The sequence below is a fragment of the Brevibacterium linens genome (genome assembly GCF_003999335.1).
GTDB classification, from domain to species: domain Bacteria; phylum Actinomycetota; class Actinomycetes; order Actinomycetales; family Brevibacteriaceae; genus Brevibacterium; species Brevibacterium linens.
Genome location: NZ_CP026734.1, coordinates 3117469 through 3138125, shown reverse-complemented (window position 1 = coordinate 3138125; position 20657 = coordinate 3117469). Strand labels below are relative to the sequence as shown.

The following is a 20657-nucleotide window of genomic DNA, read 5'->3' as shown; positions in this document are numbered from 1 at the left end:
GCCCACGATCACGCGACCAAGCAACTGGCCCCCGAGCTCACGATTGACGGCCCCCAACAAGACGGATATTCACTTCGCAGTTAGGGGTGTAATCGGGGTCTGAATCCTCCCGTCTCGAGCAAGCTTCGGGCGATGTAGTGGGTGAGGTTCCGGAACCCCAGCGCCGATCCACGTAGGTGTTCCAGCCTGCCGTTCAATGCTTCCGTCGGACCGTTCGACGTCCCCGGCCGATCGAAATACGCCAACACATCCATAGCCCGCTTCTTCAACGTCCGCCCCAGCCGGCGCAGCTCAACAAGACCAGCAGGCACCCCGGACGAGATGGAGTCGATGATCGACTGCAGCGACTTCTTCCCCGCGGTTCGGTCCGGGTTGCGGTAGGCGGTGATGATGTCTTGGAACACGCTCCAGGTCACCTCCACATCAGCATGATTCTCATCAGCAAAGAGAGCGACGATCCGTTGCTGCTGCCGCTCGGTGAGTAACTGACACCCGGTGTGCAGAGTCCGCCGGGCCTGATACAACGGGTCGCCCTTCTTCCCGCGGTGCCCGGTCGTTTCCTGCTGAACACGCCTGCGGACCTCGTCCAGACTGTCCCCGGCGAGCTTGACGACATGGAAGGGATCCATCACTTCCACCGCGGCCGGCAGCTCTTCGACAGCAGCGGTCTTGAACCCGGTGAACCCATCCATCGCCACGACCTCGATTCCATCGCGGAAGGCCTTCGACTGCCGGGCCAGCCACGATTTGAACACGGCCTTCGATCGTCCCTCAACCATGTCCAGCAATCTCGCTGGTCCTGTCTGATCGCGGATCGGGGTGAGATCGATGATCACGGTCACGTACTTGTCACCCCGTCTGGTGTGCCGCCAGACATGTTCGTCGACGCCGATGACGCTCACGTTATCGAACCGGGAAGGATCGTCGATGAGAGCCCGATGTCCTTCGGCCAGGATCGCGTCATTAGCGGTGTGCCAGGATACAGCGAGCTTGGCCGCGATGACGGAGATCGTGGCGTGATCGACAACGAGTGCTTTCAAAGCCCATGCGAGTCCGGTGCGCGAGATCTTGGCCCTGGCTGGGGCTGCTTGGTCGGTGTCATTGCGCCACACGCGCCCACAGAGTTCGCACTTGTAGCGACGGAGTCGGATGAGCAGGGTGGTGGGACGGTGCCCGAAGGGTTCGTGAGCCAATTTCCGGGTCACAGTATCGCGGGGCCGGCCATGTCCGCCGCATCGGTGGCACCACTCATCGTCAGTGGTTGGGGTGCACAGGAGAACTGTTTCTGAATCGGTGACGTGTTGGCCCGTGCAGTGCAGGCCGAGTGTGTCGAGGTGGCAGAACGTGGTGAGGTCAGGGGTGGAGAACGTAAGGTGGTGCACGTCGAGGTCTTTCGGATGGTTTGTCTAGGAAATTCCATCTTCGAAAGGCCTCGACCTATTTCTGTGTAGCGACGCGCACCGGTTCTACACCCTCAACTGCGAAGAGCCCCTTTGTGGACTGTTGACATGGCTCCACCCAGGCAGAGGTCTCGGAGCTGATGTTGACAAATCATCGAGATCGTCACCGCGTGCCGAACAAGGATTGACAGGCCTGTGGGAACGCAAACGCGGGTCGAGGCGGGGAAGTACCTGCATCGGTAGGTTCGAGAGTTTGCGTAATTCTTTGAACATGTTTCAGGACTACCGATGACCCCTACGCTTCTGAACCCGACTATGGGTGGAGCTGTCGAGGCTGACTTCTTTTGCTCGATCTGATTATGCGGGTATGAGATTGATGGAACATCGTTAAATAGTGAGGGTGATCGTACACGCGGGAACGTACATACAATTCACGGCAGTCATGTGTCCATTTAGAAACAACAATTGCATAATTATATTATGCATTTTCAGGTTTTAGAAAAATGATTTGTACGGTTAGATAATTCATTCTCTAAACTAGAAGTGGAAATCGGTAGAGAGTCTTCGAAATTGTTGGTTCCGACGAGCGAAATACTGTCTGCGTTATGGCGAGATGGTGAAGCGTCGACATGCAAGCGATCGGTCAGTCGTGTCGCGGGATTGAAGATGCCGGTGCTCAGTGTGAGTGAGTCGAGTCTGCGATAGGCGCAGAAATCGCCTCCGCCCGCCACATGAGGAAGATGAGTCAACCCAACGATATAGGCTGATCTACCGAAGCGACTCGCCCATATTTCTGCTCGATTGCAGCACGTTTTGAGACGCAGGGTCGGCCGGATGGGTCCGGCAACCTGTTGCCTCTGTGCTGGAGTGCTTGCCTTTGAGAACGGCAGGCGAGGCCGTCATTGGCTGCGTTGAGTAGTACGTTTGGCCTGTTCAGCCGGGGTGATGGGCGTATTTCGTTGGTGGTTGCGCAAAGCTACCCGAAGGCCACGTGGTGGTCGACATGGGTGGGTGCGGTGTAGTCGAAGTTCGCGGGGACATAGACAATTTTTGACACCTGGATCGATGTGCCACGTAGATCGGAACTCAGACAACAGCAGGAGTCACGGAAAAAGCCAAGGTAGGGAAAACTTCAGAAGTGTGTTGTCCGCCTGGAGATGTCTCGAGGTTGTCCGCCTGGAGATGTCTCGAGTCGGGACGGGTGGCGGTGATTCTCCCCGCAGTGTGGTTGTCAGCCCTGGTCAGGGTATCGCTCGATACGAGCCCCAATTGTCTTCGCAGGGTTGGTGGTTCGTCCACGACGCCGATTTGGGCCGATTCCCACAGTCGTGTTCCGCGGCCCGAACCGGTGGCGGGTATCCAATTACGCAATGGTTTGTGTTGGCTGCAGCGACCATTTTGGCTGTCCTCTGCCTGGGTGCGGTGTTCGTCCACGAGCTGAACGATCCACGATGACCCTGTGGTATCAGGTGCCGCTTCATAGGTCTTCTACTGGGTTGATATGGCAGTAAGTATCTTGCACGGGTATCGCAAGCGTTTCGCTACATCGGTACGGAGTCAACCGTCGCAATCACATTCCAGAATCCAACTGCCAACGGTTTGAATCTGCGTACAACCCCGAGATGGTTCTCCTGGTGGCGGTTCGTCTCCGCATCCAGTCATGACATTGCTGTGCAAACTGTGTAAATTCCGGACACCACGCACCGAAGGCCGGTTATCGTTCGGCTTCGCTTTTCGGGTGCGGTATCTCGGTGTCGGATAAGAAATAGACACCAGGACCGGGTATCGCTAAATTTCAGCAGCATCAGATATGCGGCTAATTAGCGAAGCCATGAACCTCGAAAATTCGTGGTTCGTGGAAAGGAATCCCAATGTTAAATGAAGGGCTAATGACGACGCAAGACTTGTCGGTCTTGTTGTGTGTGAGCAAATCAACGATTTGTAGATGGCGTACTGATCAAAAAGGCCCGCGGGAAATCAGCGAGGCTTTAGTTTGGCTGGATTCGGGAATACCTCGGTACCGCACAAACGAGGTTATTGCTTTCGTGAGAGGAGACGTGGCATGAGCATTTCAAAACTGCAGAATGAACGATACCGAGCAAAGTTCAAGGTCGGGCGAGCCCAAATTGCCTCCAGAACATTTGACACTAAGAAGGAGGCAAGACACTGGCTCGCAGCGCAAAGTGTACTTCATTCGGAAGAATACGATCCTCGTCCTGGCAAAAGGACCACGGTTGAAACTGCTGTCAAGCTATTTCTTGAAGCTCGTCAAGGAAGTGTTGCAGAGTCAACCGTTGCACGGGACAAGGGTATCGTGGGGAAGCTCGGCACTGCGATTATGTGTCGGCCAGTGGGTGAGGTTACGCCTGCTGAGTTAGCCAAGTTCCTGACAAAGTCGGGGGAGACTGCGGGAACACGGAATCGAGCGAAGATCACGCTCTCTGCCTTCTTCAAGTGGACCGTAGAAAACAAATTTCGGCGTGACAACCCGGTGCTTGGGATCAAGTTGGCTAGCGGACCGGCGCGTACGATGACGCCGATGACGGCTGAAGGTGTGGAGGCGCTTGCGGCGAAGATTAGGCAACCGGAGTATCAGCGTCTAATCCGGGTGCTCGGCTACACAGGCTTAAGGTGGGGTGAAGCCCGAGCGCTTAAAGTCTCGGACTTGCGAGACGGGACATTGCATGTGACCCGCTCCTGGTCGGAAGGCCATAGCGAGAAAGATGTGAAGCAACATGGGGAACGCTGGATTCCGATCTTCGACGTCATCGCGGAGGACCTGGAAGCCGCCATTGGCGAACGCGCCCACCATGAGCGGGTCTTCCTCAGCCCTAGGGGTCGACTGATCAACAGCCGAAACCTTCGGCGTGAGGTCGGCTGGGAAAAGATCGCACCGGGGTACCGTCTGCACGATCTGCGACACTCGGCCATTACGGAGTGGGTACGGCAAGGAGTTGAAGTTGGGACTGCGCAGCGTTGGGCTGGACACGAATCGCTGAAAACTACCAACCGGTATGTTCACGCAACCGGACGGGCAGACCGCGATTCCGTGAGGCGATTGAACCAAGTATGGAGAGGGTCCGCCGGTGGTCCGCGTGCCGCGGACTAGCGGTTGCTGGGCGGGGTGTGGCTGGGTGTTTCCCCTGGTCATACCCCGCGCCCCCGGGCGGATTCGAACCGCCGGCACCCGCTTTAGGAGAGCGGTGCTCTATCCCCTGAGCTACGGGGGCCAGGTGGTCGTCCTCAACCACGATCACCCAGTGTAGCGTAGAAGAAACCTCACTGTTCCACGGTGTGCCAGCACCTATTGGGGACAGTTTCTCGTTAGGGTCGAATTGTGTCGGATTCCGTTAGAGACGAACAGTTCCCAGAGCTCGGAGATGTCTTCGCCGAGTGGAAGAAGCAGGCTGCCCATCTGGGCGGTCGCGACACCATGCTTCATTTCCGGGACTCCCGTGACGGCAGCATCGACCTCTCCGGCGCCCACCCCTCCGGCCTGGCGCAGCTGCTGGCCGGACGCGCCACCCGGCTCTCCAGCCTCATCCGCGACCACGACATCCTCACCGATGCGCGCCGTCGCGCGAAGTCGATCCGCTCGAAGGCGGAGCAGCTCGACAACGAACGCGGCATCCGCACCGCACACCTGGCGATCGGATTCGCCTCGTGGACGGAGAAGGACGCGAAGTACAAGTTCAACGCGCCGGTCGTTATGCGCCACATCACGCTGGTGCCTCGCGGATCCCGCGTCGAAGACTACGAGATCGTGCTCGACAACGAGATCACGATCAACCCGGCGCTCGTTCAGCACCTGCACGCGGAATACGACCTCGAGGTGCCCGTCGACGACTGGGTCGACGCGACCGGTGGCCCGCACGGCTTCGACCCGGGACCGGCCCTCGACCGCCTGCGCGATCTGGGGCAGAGCGTGCCCGGTCTGCGGATCAACCACCGCCTGATCATCTCGACGTTCGCGAACATCGCGAGTCCGTTCTCCACCGACTACCTGCCCACCCAGCACCCCGTGCTGCGGGCGCTGGCCGGCGACGAAGACGTGCGCGCCTCCCTCGGGGGCCCCTCCTACGTGCCGCAGCCGGGAGTCCTCCCCGACGAGAAGATCGCCGCAGCAGAGGAAGCCGAGAAGAAGCGAGCCGAAGCGAAGAGAGCCGCCGACGCCGTCGACGAGACGGAAGCCGATGGTGCATCCGATGCGGCCGAGAGTCAGACGAAATCAGCGCCTGAGGCGAAGAGCACGGACACTGCAAAGGCCGAGGCAGACGACAGCATCGCCGAGGCGTCTTCCGATACTGCTGGAATGTCCGCTGGCGAGTCGGCGACCGGTGGCGAGTCAGCGGCCGGCGACGAGAAGGCCGGCGCCGACGACGAGAAGGCGGGCGAGAAGACGTCGGCCGATGCGGACGCCGGTGCCGCTGCCGGCACCGTTCCCGCTGGCGGCAACGATGATGACGAGGACTACGGTCAGCCGACCGTGCCCATCACCGACGAACCGCTCGATGTGGCAAAGCCGAGAACCGGCACCGAAGCCGCCAGTGCCGAACCAGCTAGTGCCGAAGCCGCCGGTGACAAGGCTGCCGGTGGCAAGACTGCCGGTGGCAAGACTGCCGGTGACACGTCGGCCGACGGCGAGGAGCCGTCGACGACTGACGCCGAGGCCGATTCGGCCGTCGAGTCCGATAAGAGTGCGCCGGCGATCGATGCTGCCGCAGCCGCAACCCCCGATGCAGCAGCCACAACCCCCGATGCTGAGGGCACAGCCGACCTCGGCTCGGAGACGTCCGAGCCCGGCTCAGCTGCAGACGGCGAAGCGCCACCAGCATCCGCGACCGGCGGCGACGGCGAGGACGTCGTTCCCGCCGCACTCCAGGAGCCGATCACTCCGCTTCCCGACCGGAAGCCGCAGGAGGAGTTCCTCGTCATCGACGTCGACGGAGACCAGCAGGCTGTCGTCGACGCCGCCGTGTCCGGTCACTCCGTCGTCGTCGACACCCCACCCGGAACCGGCGCCACCCAGGTCGCCGTCGCCGTGGCCACCACTCTGGCGCACACCGGCAAGAGCGTGCTCTTCCTCGCTCAGACCTCCGATGCGCTCGACGATTTCTCCGCCCGCCTCGGCGAGGTCGGACTCTCCGACTTCGCCGTCGACACCCGTGCCGGCACGGAAGACATCCGCAAGCAGCTCATCGGTCTCATCGGCTCGGCCGAGAAGTCCGAACGCCCGGACCTCTCCCGTCTGCTGACCGAACTCAACGAACAGCGCGCGACCCTGGCCGACCACGTCTCCTCCCTGCACCGCAGGCGCGAGCCGTGGGACGTCTCCGTCTACGAAACCATGCAGCACCTCGCCGAACTGACCTCCGGCGACAACTCCCCGCAGACGCCGGTGCGCTTCGACGACGACATCCTCGGCGCCAGCGATGACCGCCGGAACATTCTGCGGGGCAAGCTCGGCGAACTCGCTCGACTCGGCGCATTCACCCTCGACGTCGAAGACACCGTGTGGTTCGGCGCCGACCTCAAATCCGTCGAGGAGGCCGAAGCCGCACGCACGGTGGCCGAACGCATCGGCCGGATGATCCCCGACCTCGTCGCGGCGACCGAACCGGTGCTGCAGAAGGCGAAGCTCAACCCGCGCCGCAACATCGACGACTGGTCCCGCGCCATCCGCGTGCTCCTGCGCGTGCGCAAGACGCTCGACAACTTCGCCCCCGATATCTACGACCACCGCCTCGACGACCTCATCGCCGCCACCGGCACACCCGAATATCGGGTCGAAGTCGGCGTCGAGATGGGAATGATGCAGCGTCGTCGACTGAAGAAGTCGGCCGCGGAGTTCCTCCGCCCCGGCGCCGAGGTGACTGACCTCCACGCGGCCCTCATCGACGTCCGCGCCCAGCGAGTCATCCTCTCCGATCTCGCCGGGCACGACGGTCGCCCGCAGATTCCGCGCGGCGTCCTCGAAGCCGATGAGATCCTCCAGAGCGTCGAAGCCGATATGGCCAAGCTCGCTCCGATCCTCGAGACCACCCCGGACGGCGGCGACCTCGGCTCGATGCTAATCGAGGAGCTTCAGGCACGTGCCGAAGCGATGGGCAGCGACTCGGAGAACCTCGCGGAACTGCCCGAACGTTCCCGCCTGCAGCGTGAGCTCGACGGTGAGGGCCTCGGCGACCTCATGGCCGATCTGCGCCGGCGCAAGGTCGACGAGTCACTCGTCGGTCCCGAATTCGACCTCGCCTATTGGGCCTCCGTGCTGCAGACCATGGCCGGCGAAGATCCCGCGATCGGCCGCCACGACGGTGACGCTCTCCACCAGGTGGCCGAAGGCTTCCGCGAGAACGACCGCGCCTTCGTCGCCGCCGGCGCCTCCCGCCTGCGCTATAACCATGCACAGGCATGGAAACGCGGAATCGACTCCGACCCCATCGCCGCCGGAGTCATCAAACAGGAGCTTCTGTCGAAGCACACCTCGGTCAACCGGATCTCCACTCAGGCACCCGAACTGCTGACGACTCTGGCGCCGGTGTGGATGGGCAGCCCGTACACGGTGCCCGAACTCTTCTCCGCCCTGCCGCTCTTCGACGCGGTCGTCATCGCCGACGCCGGACGACTGTCGGTCGCCGATGTCGTTCCCGGAATCACCCGTGCCCGCCAGGTCATCTCCCTCGGCGACTCCCGGCTGCTCGGACCGCGCCCGTTCTCGGTCGCCGTCGATCGGTTCGGCATGGACGATGGGAAACATCCGCGATCGGTGCAGGACCGCCTCGGCGAGTTCCTGCCGCGGATGCGGCTGTCGAACTCCTACCGACTGTCCCCGGTCGGACTCATCGACCTGGCCAACCGGCACTTCTACGATTCGACGATTTCGACGCTGCCAACCGCGCACACCGGTGAGGGCAGCGGCCTCGAATTCTCCTATGTCGCCGACGGCCGAGGTCCCACCGACATCGGCACCGGTCGGGTCGAGAGCCCCGACGCCGAGGTCAAACGGGTCGTCGACCTGGTGCTCAAACACGCGCGGAACCGGTCGCGGGAGTCACTGGCCGTCGTCGCGCTCACCCCGCATCACGCTCAGCGGGTGGCCACGGCGATCTCACGGGCGATGAAGGATCTGCCGTATGTGGCGGCGTTCTTCAACGACTCGACGAAGGAGCCGTTCGTCGTCACCGACGCCGAGCGCGTTCAGGGCATGTCGCGCGATGCCGTGATCTTCACCCTCGGCTTCGGCCGCACCGTCCACGGACGGGTCATCCACGACTTCGGACCGCTGTCCGGGCCGGACGGGCGACGCATCCTCGCGGCCACGATGACGCGGGCCCGGAAGCGGCTGACTCTCGTCTCGAGCATCGAGGCCGACGACTTCGACCGCAGCAAACTCAACGGGGGAGCGGTCATGCTGCCGCGCCTGCTCGAGGAGATCGCGACCGGCGGCGTCCACCAGCCCGGACCGCACGGCGAGATCTACGATCCGCTGATGGGTGACATCGCCGATCGGCTGCTGCAGCTCGGCGTCGTCGCGCACGAGCATTACAACGGCATCGATCTGGCCGTGGCGAACTCGACCGAGGATGAGCACGGAATGATCATCGCCGTCGCCGGCGACGGACCTGAGTACGCCTCGATGCGCAGCCTGCGTCAACGCGACCGGGTGCTGCCCGAACAGCTGACCCGCCGCGGCTGGAAGTTCATGCGCGTATGGTCCACCGATGCGTTCGTCGACCCGCAGACCGAGACCGAGAAGATCTTCGAGGCCTGGCGAGCGACCGTGGAGACGATGAGCCCGCAGGCCGTGCTCAATGCGGCACGCGCCGCCTCGGTGGTCGTCGGCCGTACCGGCAGCCGCCCGAAGCTCGTGCCCGGTCTGCCGATGCACAAGTACTCCGCCGAGGGCCTCGACCAGATGATCGACTGGATCCAGTCGGATGCGGTGGTCCGCGGCGACGGCGAGATCAAGGATCTGCTGCGCACCGCTCTGGCGCAGAAGGGCAATTCGAGCCGAGGCGACTCCCGTCTGCAGGCCGCCGTGGATCGGTACCGCGAACGCCATGCTCAGGCGAAGAAGGTCACGGGCGCTGAGGTGTTCATCCCGCGGTCGAACTCCGCCGGGCCCGTCGAAGACGACATCCTGCCGACCTTCGACACCGGCAAGATCCGTGCCGATGAGCTCCGGTCGGCCGGACTCGTCCAGACCGCAAGCAACGACCAGGTCCCCGAGGCGGCCGATGACTCCGCCAGCACCGAATCGGTTGGTGCGGGGCCCGACGGCACCGATGACAACGGCGCGGATTCGGCTGAGGACGAGCGCGGCGGGGCCGCCTCGGCGAAGTCGGGGTCGAAGAACGACGATGCCTGACCGGCCCTCCGGCGCCGAGGAGGCTGATCGCGACCGAGAATCGGTCGACAGCGACCGCGGACCGACTGGTCCCAGTGACGACGGGGCCTCCACTGATTCCGACAGCACATCGTCAGAGGATGACGATGCCGAGGCCGAGGCCGACGGGTCTCGGAAGGCCCGGATCGCAGCGGCGAAGCGGCGATACCGAGCGACTCTGCGCAACGAAGCCGATACCGGTGGTGGCGGCTTCAGCGAGGACTACTACCGTTCGCAGAAGCCCCCGCACTGGTCGTAGCCTTCTCTCCGACGAGAGCACCGGCCCTGTCTGATCGCAGCCACTGATCCCTCCGGCCACAGCCCTCGACAGGGTTCAGGTGCGCAGAAGGCCCGCTCTCGAATGAGAGCGGGCCTTCTGCGTGATCGGCTGGTGATCAGTGCCGCGGAGGCTGGTTCGGATCGACCGGGCCGTCGGTCGCAGGACCCTCGGCGGGGCCGGCGACGGAAGCGGTCTGGTTGCGCAGGATCTCGCGGATGTCGCCGAGCAGATCCTCGGTGGTCGGAGGAACTTCTTCCTCGGGAGCTCCGCGCTTGCGCAGCTCGTTGAGCTTGTTCATCGGCACGATGATGATGAAGTAGACGATGGCGGCAACGATGAGGAAGTTGATGGCCGCAGTGATGACCGCACCGAGATCGATGGTGGTCTCGGGGACGTTCTCCTTGATCCGGAACGCCAGAGCCGGACCCTCGGCGCCACCGACGGCGGCTATGAGCGGGTTGATGATCTTGTCAGAGAAGGCGGTGACGATGGCGGTGAATGCGCCGCCGATGATGACCGCGGTTGCGAGTTCGACGACATTCCCCTGGAGAATGAAGTCCCGGAATCCCTTAAGCATTAGCGAAACCCTTTCGGTGTGTGATCACTGAAATGCTGCTGATGAATAGCTCAATTACGTTCCAATAGTACACACGGGTAACACATCGTCAGCAGAAATATTCTGCGAGTCCGATCATCGTATCGGCGCATCAGGGAATCGGAATGACAGACGAAAGCAGGCTCGGCATGTTCAGCAGTCGCCGGCCGCCGCGGTTCAACAGGATCGATGACCCTCAGCTGGCAGGCCGGTGGCGGGGATCAGCGGGGAAGGATAGCAAAGCTGATCGGGAGTCCGGCGAACTCGGCGACACGTCTGGCATCCTCTGCGGAGAGGATGACGGAAACAAGTTGGCCTGACTCTGCGGTGATTCCTTCGGGTTTGTCGACGAGGCGGGCGATCGTCACCTCTTCGACGACGATTTCCGATCCGCCGTCGGGAAGGGACGAGAAGAGGCGGATCTTCTGCCCGGGTTGGAGCAGCGCGGCCGAGGCGTCATCGGCCAACCGAATCGGCATGAGAAGGTCACGGCTGCCCTTCGGCAGCGCCTGCTGATCGAGCACGGTCGACGAGGTCAGCGGTGACCCCTTCGACAATCCCGCCGAGGTGGCCCGCCCCTTCACCTCGTCAACAGACCTGAATGCCTTGTCGGGGACCACGTCGGACGGGAACTGAGTGAGGGTGAGGTCGTCAGCCTTGAGCTCGGTTCCCGGTGCCAGGTCCGACTTCGCGACGACGATCGCTGTTCCCCCGCTGTTCGGCGTGAGTGTCCACACGGTCAGAGCACAGGCACAAGCCAGGCAGATGGCGGCGAGAACGCGCTGGGGCCGAACGCGCGACGATCGTGTCCAGCCGGGAGACGAGGTTCGGATGCGGTGGAAGAAGCCCATGCACCGAGCCTGCGGTGCCATGCAGCCGGCGGCAAGGGTGCGGAAATCGCCTGTGGACAGTTCGTGCCGTCCACAGGCAGTCGGTGTCTGAGTGACGAGGGCCGGAGCGGTCAGCTCGCGGCTGGAGTGCTTGCCGTCGTGGAGGAGCTCGACGACGAATTCGACGTCGTGGAGGTCGAGCTTTCCTTCGCAGACGAGCTCGAAGACTCCTTCGAGGAGGAGTCAGAACTCGAGGAGCTGACGGTGCTCGACTTGCTCGAGCGGGAGTCGGTGGCGTAGAAGCCGGATCCCTTGAAGCTGATGCCCACAGCGCCGAAGACCTTCTTCAGGCGGCCCTGGCATTCCGGGCAGACGGTGAGCGAGTCATCGCTGAAGTCCTGATGAATATCAAAGGCGTGACCACAGCTCTTGCAGGCGTAGGAGTAGACGGGCATTCGAGACCTTTCTTCGACGACAAGATTATAGTGCACACCAGAACCTCCCCGGAGCACCGGTCCGCGGTATGCACAAGGTTATCCACATATCAACACGCGCGAGTGGGTGCTGATTCCCGCCGATCAGGCCCTGAAGATATGTGTTCCCTCCTCGGTGACGGCCGCAGGGATGCGCAGGTCCCAGTCTTCGGCGACGAGGCCCGTCAGATCGAGCTCATCGGCGAAGCACACCCCGACGATGCGGGGCCCCGACAGTTCGGGAGCTCCCGAACTGTCGGGGCCCGAACCGAGAGGCTTCTGCCCGTCTGGGCCGAAGGTCCTGTCGTAGAAGCCGCCCCCATTGCCCAGGCGGGCGCCGTCGGCACCGAAGCCCAGGGCGGGGACGAAGATGAGGTCGAGGCCGACCGCGGGGGAGAGCAGCTGAGCGGCGGTCAGCATCGTGCCGTCCTGGGCCGGCTCGCGGATTCCCCATCTGCCCTGCGGACTCAGGCTGGTCATCGATTCAGTGACCCGGCCGAACATCAAAGGCTCGCCCATTCTCGTGACGATCGGCAGGTAGACGGTGCCGCCCGCGGCGAGAAACCGATCGAGCGCCGGTTCGAGGTCCGGCTCTCCGGGCAGTGCCGCATAGGCAAGGAGCGAGCGAACCGGTGCGTTCCGAATGAGCGTCCACGCGGCGTCGGCCACGGAGCCTGCAGGTGCCACGGTGTCCGGGGCCGCGGCGGAGGCCGGGTGCGGGGTCGAGTCCGGGGCCGCCTCGGTGGGAGTGACCTGCGGCGACGCCGTCGTCGTTGACGACGATGCGGCGGGAGTCGCCTCGTCGACGGGTCGGTTGGCGCGAGCGGCGCGGATGCGGGACCGCAGCTGCGCCTTCGAAGTTCCTGGGTCCACGCATTTCAGACTAACTGGGGTGGGCGGATTCGTTAAGATGACTTCATGAGTGATGAAGCGCAGCGCACCGTTCGCAAGGCCGTGATCCCCGTCGCCGGTCTCGGAACTCGGTTCCTCCCCGCAACGAAGGCCACCCCCAAAGAGATGCTCCCCGTCGTCGACAAGCCGGCGATCCAGTACGTCATCGAGGAAGCCGTCGATGCCGGTCTGCAGGACGTCCTCATGATCACCGGCCGGAACAAGCGTCCGCTGGAGGATCATTTCGACCGGGTCGACGGGCTTGAGGCGGCACTCGCTCAGAAGGGCGATGACAAGAAGCTCGCCGCCGTGCGCCATCCTTCTGAACTCGCCGATATCCACTATGTGCGCCAGGGCGATCCCAAGGGACTCGGGCACGCCGTTCTCAAGGGACGCCAGCATGTCGGCACCGAACCGTTCGCGGTCCTGCTCGGTGATGACCTCATCGACGAGCGCAGCCCGATCCTGCCGAAGATGATCGAGGTCGCGGAGAAGACCGGCGGCAGCGTCGTCGCGCTCATGGAGGTCCCGCCCGAAGCGATCCACCTCTACGGCTGCGCGGCCGTCGAGACGACAGAAGATGACGAGGTCATCAAGGTCACCGGCCTCGTCGAGAAGCCCGCCACCGAGGATGCTCCCTCGAACTTCGCCGTCATCGGCCGCTATGTGCTGGCTCCGGAGATCTTCGACGTCCTCGAGACCACGAAGCCGGGACGCGGCAACGAAATCCAGCTCACCGATGCCCTGCAGGAACTCGCCGGAGACGATGAGGGCCACGGCGTCTACGGAGTCGTGTTCAAAGGCGCTCGCTACGACACCGGCGACAAGCTCGATTACCTCAAAGCGGTTGTGCAGATCGCCTGCGACCGCGAGGACCTCGGCGACGACCTCAAGGCGTGGCTGCGCGACTTCGTGCCGACGCTGGACTGAGTGCCGACACACGAGTGGGCCGACCGACCTGGTAGCCCGTCCGGGCCGACCGACGTGGTGCGGCTTGTCCGAGCCGACCGTCCTGGTTCGGCCTTTCAGGGCCGACCGACTTTGAACCCGAGAGCGAGGGCAGCCGCGTGTGGCCTGTCATCCTGACTGATCGACAGTCCGATATCGTGCTGCGACCGCTGCGCCGCCGTGACGAGGAGGCGTGGCGAGAGGTTCGCCGATTCAACCGCGACTGGCTGCGCCCATGGGACGCGACCCTGCCCGCGCCGGGCCAGGAGCTGCCGGGGTTCCGCACGATGGTGCGGATGCAGGACAAACAGGCCAAGCGCGGACAGACGGTGCCGTTCGCCATCGAGGTCGACGGGAGCTTCCGCGGCCAGATCACCGTGTCGGGACTGAGCTGGGGCTCGATCCTGTCCGGGCAGATCGGGTACTGGATCGACTCGCGGGTGGCAGGGCGCGGAATCACCCCGGTCGCTGTGGCCATGGCCGCCGATCACTGCTTCTTCGCCCTCGGAATCCACCGGATAGAGATCAACATCCGCCCGGAGAACACAGCGAGCCTGCGTGTGGTCGAGAAGCTGGGCCTGCGCGACGAGGGGCTGCGCGAGAAGTACATGCACATCGACGGACAGTGGTGCGACCACCGCACGTTCGCCCTCCTCGCCGAGGAGGTCCCGCAGGGGCTGCTCGCCGCGTACCGGCACGGCACCGGTGCGTGGTAGGAGCGCCGGTCGGGCGGGTTCAACCACCACCTGGGAATTCGGTGAACTTCACTCTTGTTTGACCGACACACCTGGCGCCTTCACAACTTCCCCGATGCCTGCAATTTAGGGTGGCATTGTGGACACCAGCATCATCGTCGTCATCGCCATCGTCGTGGTCTTCGCCGTTGCTGTGCCCGCAATGATTCGGAAGTCCGCGACGGATCTCTCGCGCGTCGAAATCGATACGGTCCCTGACAACGCCGCTGTCGTCTCCGCCGAGACAGCCGTCCCCGGACACGACCATTCGGAGCGCATCCAGGTCTTCCACGACAAGCCCCGGAAGGTGCCGTCGGTTCCGACCCCGGACATCTCGGAAGAAGCCGAGGCCCCGAAGCTGAGTCTGTCGGTCTCCGGCCCCGAGTTCGCCGTCATCGACGGTCACGCCGAAGCGCACACCGTCACCGAGACTGCCGAGCACACCCAGCTCGATGTCCTTCCCGTTGCAGTCGGTGAAACCTCCTCCCTGTCCAGCGACCACGGTGTCGGCGGTCGCATTGTCGGAATGTCCAGCGTAGGCGTCGGCACTGACACAGGATCTGGTGCAGGAGCTGCCGCCGACAACGTTCGACTGCTCCACCCCGCCGTCCACGCAGTCTTCGACGACAGCGGCCGCTCCGCCGGGCAGTCGGAACGACAGAGTCGTCCACTTCAGGCACATCCGCCGCACGCGACCGACGCCGGCCGCGACGCGTCGGCGAACCGGACACGGTCGATCAGCGCCGGTCCGGCCCCATATGGAGGCGGACCACGCGAGGGCCGGTCCCGGACGGGACGCGGCGGCCACCTCGGCGAGGGGACGGCCAGCACCCACGGACACGACCGACAGATTTCCAATCCGACCATCGGAACCGACGAGGAACATGCGATGACTGACCAAGCCACGACCCTGCGGGAGTCACTGAAGTCGCTGAACACCATGGTCAGGGGCTTCTCTTCGGTCTTCCTCGCCTCGGTCCTCGGCATTCTTGTGTCGAGTGTGCTCGCAGCCTTCTCGGTCGTTCACATCGCCTTGGCCGGGGTCTTCTTCGGACTCGCGGTCGTCACTCTGTTCCTCGTGCGCACGCTCAACCTGCGGAAGCGGGACACGAAGAAGAAGCTGCGACGCCTGCAGGAGGCAGCCCGGTCACGGACGGCCAAGCCGGCCCGCGCCACCGACCCGGAGCGTCCTTCCGTGCCGGCTCGCACCAGTCACCAGGACGGCGCCAGCAAGCCGGAGCGTGTCACCAAGCCTGAGCCGGCCGGGCAGCCGACTGCCACGACACGAGCGACTGCCACGGCACGATCGAAGTCGAGCGGTGCGCCTGCAGCAGAGACGCAGATACCGGCCCGGACGGGTGCGAATGCGCAGACCGTTGCCGTCAAGCGGCAGCCTCGCACGGCACCCGCACCGACCTCGAGCGGCACCGCTGCCCGGATCGCCGCAGCGGCGCAGGGAACGGGCGCGGCGGCGAAGGCCGCCCAGGCGCGCGCCGCGATGAACCGCTCCGCCGAGGCGAAGAAGTCCCGCGAAGAGGCCGACACCGGTGAGATCCCACTCGTGCGCATCCGCAAGGAAGCCGCCGAGGGCCACACCACGCGTCAGGTCCTCCTCACCGGACCGATCCCGATCGTGAAGGAGAACGCCACCGGGGACTGTGACTCCACCTCCGCCGAGGCGACCGCTGACTCCGAGACCGCGTCGACTTCGCATTCCGCTGTCACGGCAGAATCGACCCAGACGGCTGAGACCAAACCTGAGCCGACGGACACCACGACCGCTGGCGAGAACGACGCCTGGGCCACCTCGGCGACGTCCGCGGAGAAGGCCCGGACCGAAAGGACCGGGGGTACGGTCTCGCTCGGTGCCGACCTCGTCGCTGAGTCCGACGCCGACACAGCCGACCGGGAGGACGCCGATGCGGATGTGCACGCTGCGCTGAACGCGGCGACTCGCACGGTCGATGACCCGTTCATGCAGCGCCTGAAGTCGCGTGACGGATGGTCGCCGACCCCGCTGCCCGTTCCCAGCTACGTCGACGCCCCCGAAGCCGAGCATCCGGTGCCTTCGGCATCGGCGGCTGATGCCAGCTCGTACGAGACCGAGGCTCGCAGTCGTGAGGACATCGCCGCTGAGTTCGCCGAAGAGCTCGGCTACCGGCCGGAGCTCAGCGACTCCGCCCGCGAGGACGGTCCGCTCGGCCACGGGCGCAAGGCGATCCGGACGACGAAGGCCGCCGACCTCGGCGCTGTCAACGACGTCCTCGCTCGTCGTCGCGCCTGATGCCCCGAGGCGGCTGACATTCGGGCGGCACGGAATTCGCGATGCAGACGCAGAAGCCCCGCACAATCCGTGCGGGGCTTCTTCACGTCTGGGGTGATGGTGTCCAGGGTATGTCGCGGGCAGCACAGTTCACGACAGATAGCATCCGTTTGAAAGCGTGCTATCTGTCGTCGATGGTGCTGCCGGCGATCAGGCGCTGAAGACGAACCAGCAGATCGCGTCGCGCCGTGCCTGATCGTCCAGTACGAGTTCGCGGACATCGGTCGGCAGCTGCTCGCGCTGCCAGTCGCGTTCGGCACGACCGGCCGCGAGGTCGTTGCCCGACCGTCCGCGGGCCGCTTTGATCGCGTAGGCCGCCGCCCCGAGGTCGTGCTCGGCGACGTGTCCGACGCAGGCCGCCTGTCCCGCCGCGTAGGCTGCGAACCGGGCGGGCCCACGCAGGGGTCGTGCGGCACCCATGGCATGACCGCCGAGGGCACGAGCCTCCATCATCGGCATCTCACCGGCTGCCCACGCCCGTGCGGCGGCATTGGCGCTGCGTGGTCGCTCATCCTCGGGGCAGGCGGATTCGAAGTACGGCAGGACGTGTTCCGCACAGTCGGCGGCCCACAACGCGAGAAGCCGGTGGTCGGCATCGGTCAGCGAGCCGCCTCGGCGAATCGTGATCATCCGTGGATCGCGGACCTTCGGCAGGATCATGGGCGCCGACCGAGCACGGACGGCGGGCGCAGGCGATGAAGCACGCGGACGTTCACAGTTGCCGATTCTAACGCCCCCACCGACCGGGCCGATCTGGGGAAGGTCGGAACCGAGACACGAATCTGCCCGGGCTGTGTGTTCCCCTGCTGGACACGGCCGACTCGGCAGTCTTTGACCGTGCTAGATTGCTCACCGTCGACCACGCGAGGACGGCCGGCAGAGAGCAGCACCAGCGTTCAGGGGAGGAACCGATGGTCGGTATCGAAGACCGAGTCAACGCCGACAGAGTCGGGGCACGGCGCGCCCGCCGCGCGGCAGCCGGGTCGTTCATCGGCGCCGTCGTGGAATGGTACGACTTCCTGCTCTACGGAATCGTCGCAGCGCTGGTCTTCGGCGAACTCTTCTTCCCCGACTACAGTTCCCACGCCGGAACGCTCGCCGCATTCGCTACCTTCGGCGTCGGTTTCATCTTCCGTCCGCTCGGCGGCATCATCTTCGGCCACTTCGGCGACCGCCTCGGTCGCAAATCCATGCTCGTGTGGACGATGACGATCATGGGTGTGGCCACCGCCCTCATCGGATTCCTGCCGACCTACCAGTCCGTCGGCTGGCTCGCTCCTGCCTTGCTGGTGCTGCTGCGTTGCATCCAGGGCATCGCCGTCGGCGGGGAATGGGGCGGTGCCGCGCTCATGGCCGTCGAAAGCGCACCGTCGAAGCTGCGGGCCTTCTTCGCCAGTGGAGTCCAGATCGGCTATTCGTTCGGACTGCTGCTGGCCACCGGGTTTGTAGCCCTGCTCAGCAGCAATTTCTCCGCCGAGGCCTTCCTCGCTTGGGGATGGCGCATTCCGTTCTTCTTCAGTGCCGTCCTCGTCATCGTCGGGCTGTGGATCCGTGCCGGTGTCGAGGAGTCCGGGGAGTATGTCGAACGCGTGAAGAATGCGAAGACCGACAAAACCGCGAAGCTGCCGATCCTCGAAGCCTTCAAACGCTATCCCGCACAGATCTTCCAGATCGTCGGCCTGCGGTTCATCGAACTGCTGACCATGTACATCGTCACGACCTTCGCACTGTCCTATTCGACAGAGCAGCTCGGCCTCGATCGGCAGGTCATGCTCAACATCACCCTCCTCGTCGGCGGTCTCGGCATCGTCACGATCCCCGCCTTCGCCTACCTCTCCGACCGCTACGGACGCCTGCGGGTCTACCTCACCGGAGGGGTTATCGGCCTCGTCAGCGCCGTCCCGTTCTTCCTCTTCCTCGAGGCCGGGAACATCGTCGGCATCGTCATCTTCGCAGTGCTGCTCATCAACATCGCTCACGATGCCGTCGTCAGCGTGCAGCAGCCGCTGTTCGCCGAGATGTTCAGTCCCGAATTCCGCTACAGCGGAGCGGGAGTCGGATACCAGCTCGCCAGCGCGATCGCCGGCGGCTTCACCCCGTTCATCGCGACGTTCCTCGTCGGACTCGGAGACGGGACTTGGTACCTCGTGGCGGCCTACCTCGGCGGCGGGTGCCTCATCTCGATCTCGATCGCCATGTTCCTTGTGCGCAAGTGGCAGGTCGGCCGCCGCACCGAATGCTCCACCGCCGACGCCGCACGGATCGTGTCCGCCTGATCGTTCGGCTGAGCGTTCGGCTGACCGGACTCCGGTCTCGTGTCAGCTGCGGGGCAGGGCCACGTACTTGACCTCGAGGAACTCGTCGATGCCGACGCGTCCGCCCTCGCGGCCGAGGCCGGACATCTTCACTCCGCCGAACGGCGCCGCCGGGTTCGAGACCAGGCCGGTGTTGAGCCCGACCATGCCGACCTCCAACTTGTCGGCGAGTCCGAGGGCGCGTTCGACGTTCTCGCTGAACAGGTAGCCGACCAGGCCGAACTCGGTCTCATTGGCCAAGGCGATGCCTTGTTCGTCCGTGTCGAAGGTGACGATGGGGGCCACGGGGCCGAAGATCTCCGTCGTCCGGATCTCGGCGTCAGCGGGAATGTCGGTCAACACTGTCGGGGTGTAGAAGAAACCGTCGCCGTCGATCCTGGTTCCTCCGGTGAGGACCTTCGCTCCCTTGGTCACTGCCTCATCGACGAGGCCGGCGACCTTGTCGAGGGTGTCCTGGTCGACGAGCGGACCCATCTCGGTTCCTTCGTCGAGGCCGTTGCCCACCTTCATCGAGCCGATGCGTTCGGCCAGTCTCGAGGAGAACTCCTCGGCGAGAGAGGAATGGACGAACATGCGGTTCGCCGCGGTGCAGGCCTCACCGCCGTTGCGCATCTTCGCGACCACCGCGCCTTCGACGGCCTTGTCGATGTCGGCGTCGGCGAAGACGACGAACGGCGCGTTGCCGCCGAGCTCCATCGATGTCTTCATGACGCTGTCGGCGGCCTGCTTGAGCAGGCCCACCCCCACCTCGGTGGACCCGGTGAATGTGACCTTGCGGGCGATGCCGGACTCCATCCAGGCAGTGACGACGCGGCGCGCGGAGTCGGAGGTGACGAGGTTGAGCACGCCGGCAGGCAGGCCGGCCTCGACGAGGACGTCGACGAGCATGAGCGAGGTCAGCGGGGTCAGCTTCGCGGGCTTGAACACCATCGTGCAGCCGGCGGCGACGGCGGGTCCGATCTTGCGGGCGCCCATGGCCAGCGGGAAGTTCCACGGGGTGATGAGAATGCAGGGTCCGACGGGCTCGCGCGAGATGAGCATGCGGTTCTTGCCGTCCGGTGACTGCGAGTAGTCGCCCTCGATGCGCACAGCCTCTTCGGAGAACCAGCGGAAGAATTCGGCGCCGTAGGTGACCTCGCCCTTGGACTCGGCGAACGGCTTGCCCATCTCGGCGGTCATGACCGCGGCGATGTCATCGGCGCGGTCGTGCAGCAGTTCGAAAGTCCGGCGCAGGATCTCGGAGCGTTCGCGCGGCGAGGTGGCTGCCCACTCTGCCTGTGTGTCACCGGCGACCGCGATGGCCTCTTCGGCATCGGCGGCGGAGCCGTCGGCCACGGTGGTGATGATCTCTCCGGTTGCGGGATTGCGGACGTTGATGGTCTTGCCGCCCTCGGCCTCGCGCCACCGGCCGTTGATGAACAGGCCGGTGCCCAGTTTGTCGATGATCGGGGTGATGTCCACGACGCGTCCTCCTTGAGTGTC

At 64.4% G+C, this 20657-nt stretch carries 14 protein-coding genes, 1 tRNA gene and 1 pseudogene; 8 read left to right on the top strand and 8 right to left on the bottom strand.

Translation table 11 applies throughout. The annotated features are described in order from the left end of the window. Nucleotides 1-80 precede the first annotated feature (80 nt). Nucleotides 81-1382: an ISL3 family transposase gene (locus tag CXR29_RS14190; RefSeq protein ID WP_127364882.1), complete on the bottom strand. Its 1302-nt coding sequence runs from the start codon at nucleotides 1380-1382 to the stop codon at nucleotides 81-83. A 2080-nt stretch (nucleotides 1383-3462) separates the two neighbouring features. Here CXR29_RS14190 and CXR29_RS14185 point away from each other — a divergent pair. Then, nucleotides 3463-4509, top strand: coding sequence for a tyrosine-type recombinase/integrase (locus CXR29_RS14185; protein WP_096159699.1), 1047 nt, complete (start codon nucleotides 3463-3465; stop codon nucleotides 4507-4509). A 48-nt stretch (nucleotides 4510-4557) separates the two neighbouring features. On the opposite strand, the gene CXR29_RS14180 is transcribed toward CXR29_RS14185, so the two are convergent. Continuing rightward, nucleotides 4558-4630: transfer RNA gene (locus CXR29_RS14180), tRNA-Arg, on the bottom strand. A gap of 107 nt (nucleotides 4631-4737) precedes the next feature. On the opposite strand from CXR29_RS14180, the gene CXR29_RS14175 reads away from it, so the two are divergent. After that, nucleotides 4738-9768 carry a DUF4011 domain-containing protein gene (locus CXR29_RS14175; RefSeq protein WP_127364881.1) on the top strand — a complete coding sequence of 1677 codons (5031 nt, stop codon included), beginning with the start codon at nucleotides 4738-4740 and terminating at the stop codon, nucleotides 9766-9768. Then, a complete protein-coding gene (locus CXR29_RS14170) occupies nucleotides 9761-10045 on the top strand; it encodes a hypothetical protein (protein WP_127364880.1) in 285 nt (94 codons plus the stop codon). The genes CXR29_RS14175 and CXR29_RS14170 overlap by 8 nt, the downstream gene beginning before the upstream one ends. Nucleotides 10046-10181: 136 nt before the next feature. Here the strand turns inward: CXR29_RS14170 and mscL are convergent, their stop codons facing one another. Together mscL and CXR29_RS14160 are read right to left on the bottom strand one after the other, a co-directional pair. Next, on the bottom strand, nucleotides 10182-10643 hold the full coding sequence (mscL, locus tag CXR29_RS14165) for a large conductance mechanosensitive channel protein MscL (protein ID WP_101594760.1): 462 nt from the start codon (nucleotides 10641-10643) through the stop codon (nucleotides 10182-10184). A 239-nt stretch (nucleotides 10644-10882) separates the two neighbouring features. Beyond that, complete coding sequence (locus CXR29_RS14160) at nucleotides 10883-11398, bottom strand: SAF domain-containing protein (protein WP_241241470.1); 516 nt, start codon at nucleotides 11396-11398, stop codon at nucleotides 10883-10885. A gap of 252 nt (nucleotides 11399-11650) precedes the next feature. On the opposite strand from CXR29_RS14160, the gene CXR29_RS17950 reads away from it, so the two are divergent. Then, nucleotides 11651-11791: a hypothetical protein gene (locus CXR29_RS17950; RefSeq protein ID WP_338142548.1), complete on the top strand. Its 141-nt coding sequence runs from the start codon at nucleotides 11651-11653 to the stop codon at nucleotides 11789-11791. A 62-nt stretch (nucleotides 11792-11853) separates the two neighbouring features. On the opposite strand, the pseudogene CXR29_RS17945 reads toward CXR29_RS17950, so the two are convergent. Both CXR29_RS17945 and CXR29_RS14150 read right to left on the bottom strand, forming a co-directional pair. Further along, nucleotides 11854-11946 (bottom strand): annotated as a pseudogene (locus CXR29_RS17945) (FmdB family zinc ribbon protein); the annotation flags it as partial. A gap of 123 nt (nucleotides 11947-12069) precedes the next feature. Continuing rightward, a complete protein-coding gene (locus CXR29_RS14150; RefSeq protein ID WP_241241469.1) occupies nucleotides 12070-12837 on the bottom strand; it encodes a 5-formyltetrahydrofolate cyclo-ligase in 768 nt (255 codons plus the stop codon). 45 nt (nucleotides 12838-12882) lie between these two features. On the opposite strand from CXR29_RS14150, the gene galU reads away from it, so the two are divergent. From galU to CXR29_RS17365, 3 genes are all read left to right on the top strand, one after another. Further along, a complete protein-coding gene (gene galU, locus CXR29_RS14145; RefSeq protein WP_101556104.1) occupies nucleotides 12883-13785 on the top strand; it encodes a UTP--glucose-1-phosphate uridylyltransferase GalU in 903 nt (300 codons plus the stop codon). A gap of 137 nt (nucleotides 13786-13922) precedes the next feature. After that, complete coding sequence (locus CXR29_RS14140) at nucleotides 13923-14519, top strand: GNAT family N-acetyltransferase (protein ID WP_101556105.1); 597 nt, start codon at nucleotides 13923-13925, stop codon at nucleotides 14517-14519. Nucleotides 14520-14637: 118 nt separating this feature from the next. Then, entirely contained in the window at nucleotides 14638-16821 is a 2184-nt protein-coding gene (locus CXR29_RS17365) for a hypothetical protein (protein WP_164742837.1), read from the top strand. A 189-nt stretch (nucleotides 16822-17010) separates the two neighbouring features. Here the strand turns inward: CXR29_RS17365 and CXR29_RS14130 are convergent, their stop codons facing one another. Continuing rightward, nucleotides 17011-17520, bottom strand: a complete 510-nt coding sequence (locus CXR29_RS14130; RefSeq protein WP_127364877.1) for a putative immunity protein — start codon at nucleotides 17518-17520, stop codon at nucleotides 17011-17013. Between the two features lie 251 nt (nucleotides 17521-17771). Between CXR29_RS14130 and shiA the strand changes: the two genes are divergently transcribed. Then, nucleotides 17772-19136, top strand: coding sequence for a shikimate transporter (gene shiA / locus CXR29_RS14125; protein WP_101556107.1), 1365 nt, complete (start codon nucleotides 17772-17774; stop codon nucleotides 19134-19136). Between the two features lie 42 nt (nucleotides 19137-19178). Here the strand turns inward: shiA and CXR29_RS14120 are convergent, their stop codons facing one another. Next, the gene (locus CXR29_RS14120; protein ID WP_101556108.1) at nucleotides 19179-20636 is read right to left on the bottom strand and encodes an NAD-dependent succinate-semialdehyde dehydrogenase; all 1458 of its coding nucleotides are present in this window, start codon (nucleotides 20634-20636) and stop codon (nucleotides 19179-19181) included. Between the last annotated feature and the right edge of the window lie 21 nt (nucleotides 20637-20657).